Annotated in this window: 12 protein-coding genes; 2 read left to right on the forward strand and 10 right to left on the reverse strand. The window is 42.9% G+C overall.

What is annotated here, in order from left to right; all coding sequences use genetic code 11:
- Nucleotides 1-202: 202 nt before the first annotated feature.
- The 8 genes from MHH52_RS22225 to MHH52_RS22260 form a co-directional block, all read right to left on the reverse strand.
- A complete protein-coding gene (locus tag MHH52_RS22225) occupies nt 203-1,123 on the reverse strand; it encodes an ATP-binding cassette domain-containing protein (RefSeq protein WP_179281599.1) in 921 nt (306 codons plus the stop codon).
- The gene (locus tag MHH52_RS22230; protein ID WP_340004481.1) at nt 1,120-2,115 is read right to left on the reverse strand and encodes an ABC transporter ATP-binding protein; all 996 of its coding nucleotides are present in this window, start codon (nt 2,113-2,115) and stop codon (nt 1,120-1,122) included. Before MHH52_RS22230 ends, MHH52_RS22225 begins: the two co-directional genes overlap by 4 nt.
- A gap of 12 nt (nt 2,116-2,127) precedes the next feature.
- Nucleotides 2,128-3,042, reverse strand: coding sequence for an ABC transporter permease (locus MHH52_RS22235; protein WP_340009773.1), 915 nt, complete (start codon nt 3,040-3,042; stop codon nt 2,128-2,130).
- A 36-nt stretch (nt 3,043-3,078) separates the two neighbouring features.
- A complete protein-coding gene (locus MHH52_RS22240; protein ID WP_340004482.1) occupies nt 3,079-4,011 on the reverse strand; it encodes an ABC transporter permease in 933 nt (310 codons plus the stop codon).
- A 222-nt stretch (nt 4,012-4,233) separates the two neighbouring features.
- Entirely contained in the window at nt 4,234-5,934 is a 1,701-nt protein-coding gene (locus MHH52_RS22245) for a peptide ABC transporter substrate-binding protein (protein WP_340004483.1), read from the reverse strand.
- Between the two features lie 150 nt (nt 5,935-6,084).
- The gene (locus MHH52_RS22250) at nt 6,085-6,471 is read right to left on the reverse strand and encodes a DUF3397 domain-containing protein (RefSeq protein WP_313641935.1); all 387 of its coding nucleotides are present in this window, start codon (nt 6,469-6,471) and stop codon (nt 6,085-6,087) included.
- 21 nt (nt 6,472-6,492) lie between these two features.
- A complete protein-coding gene (locus tag MHH52_RS22255; RefSeq protein ID WP_340004484.1) occupies nt 6,493-7,455 on the reverse strand; it encodes a 2-dehydropantoate 2-reductase in 963 nt (320 codons plus the stop codon).
- A 164-nt stretch (nt 7,456-7,619) separates the two neighbouring features.
- A complete protein-coding gene (locus tag MHH52_RS22260; protein WP_340004485.1) occupies nt 7,620-8,270 on the reverse strand; it encodes an RsfA family transcriptional regulator in 651 nt (216 codons plus the stop codon).
- 346 nt (nt 8,271-8,616) lie between these two features.
- Here MHH52_RS22260 and MHH52_RS22265 point away from each other — a divergent pair, with 346 nt between their 5' ends.
- Nucleotides 8,617-8,853 carry a DUF2626 family protein gene (locus MHH52_RS22265; protein ID WP_042130273.1) on the forward strand — a complete coding sequence of 79 codons (237 nt, stop codon included), beginning with the start codon at nt 8,617-8,619 and terminating at the stop codon, nt 8,851-8,853.
- A 287-nt stretch (nt 8,854-9,140) separates the two neighbouring features.
- Nucleotides 9,141-10,304 carry a hypothetical protein gene (locus MHH52_RS22270; RefSeq protein WP_340004486.1) on the forward strand — a complete coding sequence of 388 codons (1,164 nt, stop codon included), beginning with the start codon at nt 9,141-9,143 and terminating at the stop codon, nt 10,302-10,304.
- Here MHH52_RS22270 and MHH52_RS22275 read toward each other — a convergent pair.
- Nucleotides 10,296-11,522, reverse strand: a complete 1,227-nt coding sequence (locus MHH52_RS22275) for an extracellular solute-binding protein (protein WP_340004487.1) — start codon at nt 11,520-11,522, stop codon at nt 10,296-10,298. The two genes, MHH52_RS22270 and MHH52_RS22275, sit on opposite strands and share 9 nt — an antisense overlap.
- Before the next feature lie 381 nt (nt 11,523-11,903).
- Nucleotides 11,904-13,235, reverse strand: coding sequence for a PhoH family protein (locus tag MHH52_RS22280; RefSeq protein ID WP_340004488.1), 1,332 nt, complete (start codon nt 13,233-13,235; stop codon nt 11,904-11,906).
- Nucleotides 13,236-13,255: the final 20 nt, after the last annotated feature.

Raw genomic sequence — 13,255 nt, forward strand, 5'->3', positions numbered from 1 at the left:
TTATATGTAAATCCAAGTTCGTAAACTCTTTATGATTGTATCCAAAGTCAGAGGCCGCGTCAAAGAATTGAATATCTGTAAAAAAAGCAACGCAAGAGCAGCCGTATTATTTTCTTATACTATAAAATGATTATTAAATATCCCCACTACATACAAGAGGCGAGAGCATAACGCTCCCGCCTGTCTAATACTCGCTATGGATTTAAGCAAATTTTTTGCTTACCCAGTGGCCTTTTGATACTTCTACTAATTCAAAGTCACTATCATTGCTCTTTTCGTTAGCAGAATAAATAGGACTACCAAGCTCATCATGCAAGTGAATACGTTTCTTGTTAACTTCAATTTCCGGATCCGGAATTGGAATCGCTGACAAGAGAGATTTGGTATAAGGGTGAATAGGATTTGCATAAAGCTCTTCACTTTCCGCCAATTCTACCATTTTACCCAAGTACATAACAGCTACGCGATCACTGATATGTTTAACCATGGACAGATCATGCGCGATGAAAAGATAAGTCAATCCCAAACGATCTTGCAATTCTTTAAGCAAGTTAACGACCTGAGCCTGAATGGATACGTCAAGCGCGGAAATCGGCTCATCACAAACGATGAACTTAGGATTTACCGCTAACGAACGGGCAATCCCAATACGTTGGCGTTGTCCACCAGAGAATTCATGCGGATAACGAGTAGCGTGATCATGGTTAAGACCAACCATATCCAGCAGCTCTTCGATCCGTTTTTTACGTTCTGCACGGCTACCAGCCATTCCGTGAATGTCCAGTGCCTCACCGATAATATCAGAAACCGTAAAACGCGGGTTAAGCGATGCGTACGGATCTTGGAAAATCATCTGCATGTCACGGCGCATAGCTTTCATTTTGTTAGAAGGCAATTTATAAATGTCTGTACCATTATATTTCACACTTCCAGCAGTTGGTTCATACAAGCGAAGAATTGTACGTCCAGCAGTAGTCTTACCACAACCGGATTCTCCTACCATCCCAAGCGTCTCGCCCTCACGGATCGTGAAGTTAATATTATCAACAGCCTTAAGAACTTTGCCTTGACCTACATTGAAATATTTCTTAAGACCTTCTACCTCTATTAGGTTCTTACTCAAGAGTACTGCACCTCCTTGGCCATCGAATGCAGATTCCAGCAACGCGCCATATGCGTTTCACTGAATTCTGTGGCGCCGGGATCGATTTGTTCGCAAACATGCATTGCTTCGTTGCAACGCGCGGTGAACGGACATCCGATCGGCGGCTTGATCAGATCTGGCGGTGTGCCGATGATCGGAATTAGCGGTTCGCTTTTCTTTTGGTCCAGACGGGGCATCGAGCGCAGTAGACCTTTGGTGTATGGATGCTGCGGATTCTTAAAGATTTCCCATCTTGTTCCGGTCTCCACAACTTCACCTGCATACATTACGATAACCCGATCACACATGCCGGCAACTACACCAAGATCATGGGTAATCAGAATGATGGAGGTACCTAGTTTTTGCTGCATCTCTTTCATAACTTCCATGATCTGCGCCTGAATGGTTACGTCAAGAGCCGTTGTAGGCTCATCCGCTATGAGCAAAGCCGGACGGCAGGCTAGCGCGATTGCAATCATTACACGCTGGCGCATACCGCCTGAGAATTCGTGGGGATATTGGTTAAAGCGGGCCTCAGCATTTTTGATACCAACTAATTTAAGCATCTCAATACCTTGCTTTTTCGCTTCGGCCGCTGACATTTTCTGATGTTTAATCAAAACTTCAGTTATCTGTTTGCCCACTTTGATGGTTGGGTTCAAAGAAGTCATCGGGTCTTGAAAAATCATGCCAATATCTTTGCCGCGAATGGATTCCATTTCTTTCATACTTTTGTCTAGCAGATTCTGTCCTTGAAAAATAATTTCGCCCTTTTTCACTTTGGAAGGTGGTGTAGGGATCAGCCGCATAATCGATTGTGCAGTTACACTCTTACCGCTGCCGGACTCGCCGACGATGGCAACCGTTTCGCCTTTGCCAATTTCAAAATTCATACCACGGACAGCTTGCACTTCTCCGCCTTTAACAAAAAAGGAAACATGCAAATCTTTGACTTGTAAAATAGGTTCCATCCATATACCCTCCTATTTTTTCAGCTTAGGATCAAGCGCGTCACGAAGACCATCACCGAAAATGTTGAAAGAAAGCATGGTTAAACTGATCAGAATGGCAGGGAACAGGAAGCGCCATGGATAGTACAACCAACCGGTGAGTGAGTCGTTAATCATAGATCCAAGTGAAGCGACAGGAGCTTGTACACCAAGACCCAAGAAGCTTAGGAAGGCCTCAGCAAAAATTGCATTTGGTACAGAAAGTGTAATGGTTACGATAATCGGGCCCACTGCGTTCGGCAGAAGGTGCTTGAACAACAGTCTCGCAGAACCTGCGCCCATGGAACGGGAAGCCAATACGAACTCGCGATTCTTGAGCTGCATAATTTCACCGCGTACAATCCACGACATCGTAATCCAGCCCGTAATGGTTAAGGCTAGTATGATTGTCCCAAGACTTGGTTCAAGCACAACCAAAAGCAAAATTACAACAAGCAGATAAGGAATGGAGTACAAAACCTCAGAGAATTTGTTCATGATATTATCTACACGGCCGCCGAAGAAACCCATAATTCCACCGTATATAACACCAATGAATAAGTCGATGGCTGCCGCAGCTAAACCAACGATCAAGGAGATCTGTGCACCGTACCAAGTACGAACGAAAATGTCACGTCCAAGATCATCCGTTCCAAACCAGTGATCGGAGGAAGGGGGCTTATTGGTATTCATCAAGTCATTGGAGTAATAGTTGTATTTCGAGAATAAAGGAGCGATAATCGCTGCAAGCACAATTAATCCCAGAATACCAAGCGCGGTCATTGCCATTTTATTTTGACGCAACCGTTGCCAAGAATCTTTCCAGGCAGAGAGACTCTCCCGCTGGATAACCTCGGCTTCTTTTTCATCCACACCGATTTTTTGAAAATCTTCTGGTTTTAAATTCATGTTGTTCGGAACCAAATTATTATCAGTTGCCACTCTTTAGCCCTCCTTTCCTCCACTTAATTTCATACGTGGGTCTATCAGTACATAAGCGATATCAGTAATAAAACGGGCCACCATGAGTAGTACACCATAGAAAATGGTTATCCCCATAATAACGGTATAGTCACGGACACCAATCGCTTCCACGAACTGTTTACCAATACCCCCAACACCAAAGATCTGCTCGATAACAACCGAACCAGTTACGATGTTAGCTGTCATAGGTCCCATATAAGTAACAACAGGCAAAATGCCATTACGAAGTACATGTCGGCTCAGAATAGCCATCCAGCTTAATCCCTTAGCCTTAGCCGTTTTGATATAGTCTGCATTCAGAACTTCAAGCATACTTGAACGGGTCAAGCGAGCTATAAATGCTATAGGCTGTGCCGAGAGCGCTGCTACAGGTAGGAAATAATAGATTGGCCCTTTAAAACCTGAAACCGGTACCCAACCCAGTTTGAAAGCAAACACATACTGTAATAAAGAAGCGACTACAAAGCTCGGAACCGCAATCCCCAGAACTGCCACCACCATCGCGGCGCTGTCAAGAAACTTTCTGTGATAGAGTGCCGCTAACATGCCGAGAAGAACCCCAACAATAACCGCCACAACGATTGCGACGAGTCCCAGCTTCAGCGACGCTGAAAAGGTTTGACCAATCAAATGTGATACATCCTGATTCAGGCGTTTCATTGATACACCCAAGTCCCCTTGGAGAATATCACCTAAATACTTAAAATACTGATGAGAGAGCGGTTTGTCCAGACCATATTGCTCCATCAGACGCGCTTTAATTTCTGGCGGAACTTTTTTCTCAGAAGTAAACGGGTCCCCTGGAATAGCTTTCATCAAGAAAAAAGTAGCTGAAATCAGTACAAATAAAGAAACCAACATATAAAAGAATTTATTTGCGACATAACGAACCATCCCCATCACACCTCCTTCGATAATTTTTTTTGAGAGCATTATATTGATTTTATGAAAAAAACGGATTTTTGTCCATTTTCTAAATATGTTATAAATAACAATAATTAACAAATATATGGAAATACAAAAAAAGGGATATATATGGAGTTCCACATATATATCCCGAAGTATTGTTTAACTTCAGTCAACTAACTATTCGGTTTAAATTACTAAAGCAAAATCTTAGTGCTCAAGCAAATATCCACGAGTCAAGTCAATTGCACCACTGAAGTCAAGAGTAACACCTTTGAGGTACTCTTTAGTCAGGGAGTTGTTAGTGTAGTAGTACAATGGAATCAAGATCATGTCTTGTTCAATAAGCAATTTCTCAGCTGCTGCAAACTTGTCTTGACGTACTTTCAAGTCAGAAGTTGCTTTAGCTTCGTCGATCAGTTTGTCATACTCAGGGTTAGCGTAACCAGTATCATTGTTACCGCCACCTGTTACCCACATATCAAGGAAAGTCATTGGATCATTGTAATCCGCAGTCCAACCAGCACGTGCAACTTGGTAGTTCAGATTTTGACGATTTTCAATAAACACACCCCACTCTTGGTTAACGGTTTGTACATCGACACCAAGATTGTTTTTCCACATATCAGCAATCGCCAAAGCGATTTTCTTGTGGCCTTCACTTGTGTTGTAATTCAAAGAGAATGTAGGCAGTTTATCAAGACCTTCTTCTTTCAGACCTTCAGCAAGTAATGTTTTAGCTTGTTCTAGATCTTCAGTGAAGTAGTTATCTTTAACTGCTGTACGGAATTCACCATCAGCACCTGCGATACCCGGAGGTACATAACCGAATGCTGGGAATTGTCCACCTTGAACTACATTGTCAATCAAAGCTTGACGGTTAATGGCCATTGCAAGAGCTTTCCGGATTTTAACGTTAGAGAAAGGTTTTTCAGTGATATTAAATTCGTAGTAGTATACGGAAGCAATACCTTTACGGCTAAATTCTTTTTGAAGTTCTTTTTGTACGATTGGAATTTGTTCTGATGGAATTTCACCAGTTGGTCCACCTGCACGATCGTATTCACCGTTCTTGTAGCTAAGCAGCTCAGTTGCACCGCTGTTTACAAGGGAGAAGTCGATAGCGCTAAGTTTAATGGCGTCTTTATCCCAATATTTATCGTTTTTAGTTACAACAAGAGTTTGTCCAGTAGTCCACTCAGTAAGAGTGAAAGCACCGTTAACGATCATACTATCTTTGCTTGTTGCCCATTTAGCATTACCCTCAGTAGATTTGTGAGTAGGGTAATAAGTATAGAAGGAAAGCAATCCAAGGAAGTATGGAGTTGGGGCTTCAAGAGTAACTTCTAGAGTTTTCTCATCAATCGCTTTGATACCTACTTGACTGAAATCAGTAATTTCCTTTTTGAAGAAATTCTTAGCATTTTTGATGTAATACAATTGACCAGCGTAAGGTGCAACGGATGCAGCAGCAGGATCGAGCACACGTTTCCAAGCGCGAACGAAATCTTCTGTTGTTACAGGATCGCCATTGCTCCATTGTGAGTCACGGAGTTTGAAAGTATATACCAGACCGTCAGCGGAAATGTCCCAGCTTTCAGCAACACCTGGTTCAGCTTGACCTGTTTCAGCATTCATGCGAGTTAGACCTTCGTACATTGTTTTCAGGACAGTGTTAGCTTGGCTATCCTGTGCCAATCCTGGGTCAAATGTTGGAGGCTCAGCACTTAGATTGATTCTCAATGTTTGGTCTGCAGCCAATTTCTCATCTGTAGCTGCATTACCAGTTGCCGTGTTACCAGTGTTACCTTTATTGCCGCTGTTTGCGTTGTTTCCGCCGCAGCCAGCAAGCACTGTCCCGATAACAAGTACTAATGCAATCATTAGCAATAGACTTTTACTCTTCTTCATCTAGCAGTTCCCCCTAAATAGAATGTGGTATATGGTTTATGATTATACAACCAGTGGTCAAAAAAATCTAGTGGAATGTTTTCAGAAAATACTTTTTTTTAAAAATTTTAAACTTTTGTGACGTTGCCGCTTCACCGATGCAGTGTAACATTACATCGCTTGTGATATGTACTTAATTAGCCCTACAAACATAAATAATAAATATCCGACACTCATAAAAAAGAAGGAAAGTCTCCAAACTGCTCGAAATAGCCGCTTCCCATCTACTTTTCCTTTCAGGCGATTCTGAGCCCCGCCAATCAATCCAGCGGATATTAATACAATAAGTAGTATAAGATAAAACCCAAAACCGGACTTAAATAGATTATTAAATAATGCGGAGACCGATAATAATAAAAAAAATGTGGTCACGTCCATAGCGAGCATAAAAGTTTTCCTTTTATCTTTTTTTAAGCCTTTTCCAATGAAATAAATAATTAAGAACGGTATTATTGGAATCAAGCTTAAAGTAATGACCGAATCCATCAGCAATCCCATAGCTTCACCTCTCCTCTGAGATCATACCTTTATTCCCTCTACTAGTTGGCAGATCCAGCGATGTAATGGAACCGATGTTCCAGTTCGTTCTGCCATTTCTATAAGACTTCCATTGATCCAGCGAATCTCTGTTGTTCTCGAAGCGAGAACATCTGCCAGCATAGATGAAATATTCCCAGCCGTTATCCTGCACACTTCAAGGATGTTGTCCCAACCATCCTCATCATAAGTAACTCCGCAGGCATCATATACCATAGTAGCTTCTCTAAATAGTTCTCTCATTAATTGCAGGCGCCCTTCTGATGCAAGCAGTTCACCATTTGGAATGCGCCAAATCGCCGTAAGTGGATTAATAACGGCATTGATTAGGAGCTTCCGGTAAATCATGGTATCCACTTCATTCGACAAAAAGGCGGAGAATCCTGCCATGGTGAGGACTTCTATTAAATAATTCGCTTGTAAATCAGTATGTATGATATGAGCTTGTCCATTCTCTACGCTCCATTTCCCTATCCAAACCTCCCCCGCTCCTGCATGAATGACCTCAGTTAACGATTTGCGCTTCGCGGCTTCCGTTGTTACGGCAGCATATAAATTAGCTTTCGGCAGCAAGTCTCTGAGCATTTCCATATGTCCTATCCCATTCTGAAAACAAATGATGTGAACCCGTTCTGCTTTAAGGGGGGATAGAATTTCAGGTAAAGCATTATGTAGTGTATTCTGTTTAACCGTCAATATGATCCAATCACTTGGCTCACGAAGGTAGGTATCTGTAAACTCCTCTATTGGCGCGGATGCAAATCGATCTCCCGAAATTGAAATTGGATCGCGGTCATCTTCATAGCTAACATTTAAGCCACCTTCCTCTAATTGTCGGCACTGCTCTATCCCTCGACACCACAACCTCACTTCATTCCCAGACTGGGTCAGTTTCCCCGCCAAAAGCAGCCCAAGTGAACCCACACCGATTATATCGATTTTCATATGATCCTCCTGCTGATCTCAAGCATATTTTTCTAAGTATAGCCTTAAATATACCAAGAAGAAACGCCCTTGTCGTCCTATATGAATGACAAAGAAAAATCAAAACGCCCGCAAATGGCGCTAAAAAAGCGGACCACTTACGGGTGTTTTAGTTTACCTATCTTTTATTCAATGCGTTCCAAATTTCCGTTGCCATCCATTTTGAAACGAGTCTTCATTTCATCTTCTTCTTCATTTAAGAAAGCGAGCCTACGAGCACGATCCATGATCTGAATTAAAGCTTTGTAATCATCGTTGACTACCCGGTAGTCACTTTGAGCAAGATTAACCTCTTTTGACAACCGTTCATTCTCAGATCTTAATTCTGTTAATTCATCTTCCTTCTCGCGCAAATCTCTCTCCAGCATTTTCAGCTGACGTCCTGCCTCCTGAATCGTGCCTTTCCATTGTCTCAGGAAACGTATAACCGCATCAATGGATAATGTGTTCTCACTCAATCCTTCGCCTCGTCCGAATTCCTCGTCGGTATCCCCGAGAATCAGACCCGCTACCTGCGCTCCTCTTACTGACGGTTGCTTTTTCAGGTAACTTCGCTTCTGACGTTGGCCTTTAGCGATTCCGATTGCGCCTTCATAGCTTTTTCGAACACAGCTGTTCCAGCGGAATCCGCAAGCAGCCGACGTTCTGCCGATTTTCTCACCCACTTCTTCAAAAGCAGCAAGTTGTGTACTGCCCTCCCGAATGTGGCGCAAGGTTACTTCTGCCAGTATTAGATCATCTTCTGCACTCCAAGCATCCTGTCTAACGGCTGTCATCCAACCAAACCTCCTAACAACATCTTGAAATAACCATCTCCATAACCGGCAGCTCTGCCGGGTAGTGAATAGGGATAAAAGCTGCTTACTCCATTTCTATGCTTCTCATAGAGTTCATAGAATCTATTTGATACTAAATTGTATTTCCATTATCTGCCCACATCATACGCCTCAAGTAATAAATTCTCTTTTTTTCAGGCGCTAATCACTCATGTCAATTATAAAAATCACTTTTTTTGAAGATTAGTACATTTTTTTCAATGAATTCGTTTACACATTTTTACTGAACGGGTATAATAAGTCGAAGGAATATTCGTGAGATACATACTGGAAGGGGGACTCTCTCTTGGACCGCATGTTTCGGGTATTAGGTTTTTTTACACTGGCTATTGGATTGATGGCTTTTGCCGGAGGTCTAACAGAAATGGCCTTGCTTTTCTTTTTGCAAACCGCTTTTTTCGTAATTCTCGGTTATTTGAAGTTTACTGAAAAAACTTATGTCCTACTTTTCTGGGCATACATGATTTTGACTTTCACCGGTTTCAGCTATTGGACGATCTTTCAAATGGGTCTTCCACTATAAATTGCAGTGCTCTCTTGAAGCGGATGAGGTCCTTATCAAATAAGGATCACTTCCGTTTTTTTGTTTATCAGTTAGTATATATATGGGGCCCCCACAAAGTACCTGTGTACGCATCGTAGGATACCCTCACTTTGTGGGGATATTTTTGTATGTATGCTATTTTAGAAGGGTTAAACATATTATTAGTACATACATATATCAATTCAAGAAGAAACGGCTTTGCCGTCCTTTTAGGAACGGTTTCCGCTTCTACGAGAAATAGAAGGATAATTTATGGAGTGAAACAGATGAATTCTCATATTTCAAAAAAAGGTGGTGGTGTGGTGCGCTCCCGCAATTCACAAAGCCGCATGATGGCAACCATACTAATTCTCTTCTGCTGTACATTGTTTCCTATACAATCTACGATGTACCTGTCTGCCGATCCTAGCGGTTCTTTTTTCAATTCCTCTATACCAGATAATGAAGAAACCCGTAAACTTCTGGAGCAGACTTTGTCTTCCGCAGAAATCGAACGGGAGATCATCAAGATTACAGCCGAACAAAAAGCGCTTGAAGAAAAGGTAGAATACCTCGAAGAACAGGCCACCCAGAAAAAATCTGCCATCGCAAACCAACAAGAACGTGCAGGCGCAGTCCTGCGTTCTTATTATATGGGAGATAGAGACGGTCTCTTGGCCGCGTTTCTCTCCGCGAAAAGCATTAGCAGATTCCTAGCTCTATTCGATTATTATGAAATTATTATCGGAAATGATCGTAACATTCTCACACAATACGAGGAACAGTATAAGGATCTGAAAAAGACCCTCCAGAATGCACAGCGTAGCTCGAAGGATCTTGCGCAGCTGCGAACGGCTCTAGAGGAACAGAAAATCCGGGTAGCCGCGCTCAATAAAGAAATTGAAGGTGGGATTAAAGACAGTAGTGATCCTGATAATATGAGCGCTCTACTTCAAGAATTCACTTTATATTGGGAGAATATTGGTTTGCGCGAGGTAAAGACCTACTTCAAAGCGTTATCTTCCGCAATGGATAAATTACCGCAGTTTGTCCAGAATCGAGAGGGAGTCCTTACTCGTAAGGGGATGACTTATGTTCTGAATCTGAAGGAAGAGGATCTAAACGAATTTCTTCAGTCCCAGAATAAGCTATTTAACGATTTCGCATTTCATTTCAATGACGGAACGATCACTGCCACTGGAAAAAGTGGAGCTTTAGCCCTTTCATTAACCGGTCACTACATCATTCAGCAAGAACCAATCAACGGACTTATATTCCAAGTCGATCATGTTGTATTTAATGGTCTCGAATTACCTGACACCACTAGAAAGACACTTGAGGAGGAATTCGATTTAGGATTTTACCCTGGAAAAATCGTTTCTTTCCTACGTGCCACAGAAGTAGATAGTAAAGAGGGCGTCCTGCAAGTTAAACTTTCTATCTCATTCTAAGCCTTCCTTGATAAAGTCTTTGTACCCTGCCGCATCAATTTTCCCTGTAAGTAGTAAGGATACTGCTTCAACAATCTTACTCCAGCCGCCTTGGGATTCGACCTCCGGGGCGGTTTCTTCTGTCAGTAATAGTTCGACTCCGAAAGGAAGCTTATATTTGAAATCATGCTCCGAACGATAAAGGACATCCAGCGCAGGCAAGCTCCCCGTGTTCTCCAGCCAATCCATCTGAGAATCCTCAGAGGTGATAAACGTCAGCCAATTCACAGCTTCCTTTGGACTTTGGGATTGAGCTGGAAGTGCAAAGGAACGGCTGTAATAGGATTCAAGTCCTCTCCCGTTACTTGCGGTCAGTGGCGCTTCTGCAACTAAAGATGAATTCCCATATTTTTGCCACTCAGATAGCGGTAAAGCAGCAACAGCAATGCTTCCGCTCTGAATCATATCCCAAACATCTTTGTTATAACGACTGGTAAGGTAAAAGTAACTGCGAGCATTCTGAGTCCAATCCAACACTTCTTGGTTATTAGATAGCAAGCTGCTGTTCATACTCTCCATAACCGCCGACAATCCATATGGATTACGGGTATCCATCGCGAGCAAATATTTTCCTTGCTCTTTAAGCACATTCTGAAGCAGTGTGTTCCACTCTTCCAGATTTCTTGGTAACGTGGAGAACCCCAGTTCCGCAAGTCGCTGTGGTGAATAAACAAGCACATAAGGGTCGATATCCAGCGGAACTCCCCAATTATATCCGTTCCATTGCATCCATGGGATCAACTGAGTTAACGGTGCACTCCCTGGAATACTCTGATACACATCCACCGGCAATAAATATCCACGTGTGGCCCAGTCCAGAATGCTTCGTCCATCCGCCATAACGATATCTGGGCTGTCCCCGATGGTTAGATCATGCTTCAAAACTTCATCTGCATCCTCACTATCAACATTGGTTAGCACTACCTTTACCCCACTGTCCAATGTGTAACGGTTGCTAAGAAGTTCCAGCTCACGAAATTCTTCGCTGTTTAGTGATACTGTTATACGCAGACTATCTATAGTTCCCTCTTTCCCTGAAGAAGGATTTGTCGACTGACTTTGAGGCTTTTTCATAGGATGTGGGTCGTTATTGGTACTCAATTCCATACTGGGCGACAAGCTTGTCAGCGATAGTAGTAAAATTGCAAAAAGCAGCCAATAATTTTTGCGTTTCAGCACGATTTCCCACCTTCCAATGATTCGTCTCCCCTATTTTACCAAACCCGCCGTTGCTTGTCTTTAGAATGTGAAAACGTTCTCTTTCTATTATATGGAGGAACGGCGGAGGAGTTTATTCGTGCATGATTCTTTGAGTGCGAAGGACGCTCCGTGTGCGGATTATTCTTCCGATCGCTGTTGTCCCCAGATTTATGGATTATATTCCTTAACGGTATAAATCCGGTGACAAAGGCGAACGCTAACGCTTCTACAGAACAATTCCTCCCCCTCCGCTAACCGCTCTCCATTTAAGAACCATAACCTACTAAATTCCTCCGCCGTTTGTGGACGGGCAGGAAAAAGCCGGGAGTTATGATTCTCCCGGCTGAGATTGAAGAAAGATTAGAGTAAGTCCGCTGCCAGTTGGGCCAGGCGGGAACGCTCACCTTTTTCCAAAGTAATATGTCCGCTAATCCCTTGCTGCTTGAACTTCTCAACGATATAGCTGAGTCCGTTGCTCGCAGCATCCAGATAAGGATGATCGATTTGCTCTGGATCGCCCATAAGAATAACTTTACTTCCTTCACCCGCTCTGGAGACGATAGTCTTCACCTCATGACGAGAAAGGTTCTGGGCTTCATCAATAATGATGAACTGTGAAGGGATTGAACGTCCACGAATATAAGTTAATGCTTCTACTTGTATGCTGCCTAAGCCCATTAATATTTTATCGATATCGCCAGCTTTTTTGGTATCGAACAGAAACTCCAGATTATCATAAATGGGCTGCATCCAGGGTCTGAGCTTCTCATCCTTTTCTCCGGGCAAATAACCGATATCCTTACCCATAGGTACCACCGGACGGGCAATGAGCAGTTTTTTGTATTTATGTTCATCCTCAACTTTGAATAGTCCGGCAGCAAGCGCCAATAATGTCTTCCCTGTTCCAGCCTTACCTGTAATGGTTACCAGTGGAATTTCATCATTTAGAAGCAGCTCTAATGCCATTCTTTGTTGAGCATTCCGGGCGCTAATTCCCCAAACTGCATCATTGCCAAGGTAGAGCGGCTCCAGACGGGTAGCATCACTATTCACTTTGAGAAGAGCCGATTTGCCGCTGCCGATCTCATCCTTTAGAATAACAAACTCATGAGGATAGAGCGGATAGGACAACGCGAGCTGTTTAACCGTCAGAGAACGGTGACTGTAATATTCATCAATAAGTGAAGGATGAACCAACAGCGACTGATATCCCGTATATAGTTCATTCAAGTCACCTGTACGATCTGACAAATAATCCTCTGGCGTAATCCCCAGCACGTCTGCTTTAATTCGAACAAGAACATCCTTACTCACAAGCACCACGGGACGCGGATCGGGCTTCTCATTCTCTTCATTCAAATAATTGAGAGCTACAGCCAAAATCCGATTGTCGTTAGATACCTCACCAAACATTTCCTGTACCTTCACAAAACTGCGGTGGTTAAGCTCTACCTTCAGCTTACCTCCATGTTCCAGTTCCACACCGCTATGCAGATGACCTAATTCCCGGAGTCCGTCAAGCAATCGGGACACCGTGCGGGCATTTCGGCCGATTTCGTCAGCATTGCGCTTCTTGGAGTCGATTTCTTCCAGCACTACCGCCGGAATAACCACTTCATGCTCCTTGAAAGAAAAAATCGAATTGGGGTCGTGCAAAAGCACGTTGGTGTCTAACACAAATATCTTGTTCATATATTATCCCCTCCACAGCG

It is taken from the genome of Paenibacillus sp. FSL K6-0276, from assembly GCF_037977235.1.
Classification (GTDB): Bacteria; Bacillota; Bacilli; order Paenibacillales; family Paenibacillaceae; genus Paenibacillus_AQ.

Excerpts from the sequence above, each read along its gene's own strand:
- MHH52_RS22240 (WP_340004482.1), bottom strand. The coding sequence starts at position 4,011 with ATGGTTCGTTATGTCGCAAATAAATTCTTTTATATGTTGGTTTCTTTA.
- MHH52_RS22270 (WP_340004486.1), top strand. The coding sequence starts at position 9,141 with ATGAATTCTCATATTTCAAAAAAAGGTGGTGGTGTGGTGCGCTCCCGC.
- MHH52_RS22230 (WP_340004481.1), bottom strand. The coding sequence starts at position 2,115 with ATGGAACCTATTTTACAAGTCAAAGATTTGCATGTTTCCTTTTTTGTT.
- MHH52_RS22280 (WP_340004488.1), bottom strand. The coding sequence starts at position 13,235 with ATGAACAAGATATTTGTGTTAGACACCAACGTGCTTTTGCACGACCCC.
- MHH52_RS22255 (WP_340004484.1), bottom strand. The coding sequence starts at position 7,455 with ATGAAAATCGATATAATCGGTGTGGGTTCACTTGGGCTGCTTTTGGCG.
- MHH52_RS22260 (WP_340004485.1), bottom strand. The coding sequence starts at position 8,270 with ATGACAGCCGTTAGACAGGATGCTTGGAGTGCAGAAGATGATCTAATA.
- MHH52_RS22245 (WP_340004483.1), bottom strand. The coding sequence starts at position 5,934 with ATGAAGAAGAGTAAAAGTCTATTGCTAATGATTGCATTAGTACTTGTT.
- MHH52_RS22235 (WP_340009773.1), bottom strand. The coding sequence starts at position 3,042 with ATGAATTTAAAACCAGAAGATTTTCAAAAAATCGGTGTGGATGAAAAA.
- MHH52_RS22250 (WP_313641935.1), bottom strand. The coding sequence starts at position 6,471 with ATGGGATTGCTGATGGATTCGGTCATTACTTTAAGCTTGATTCCAATA.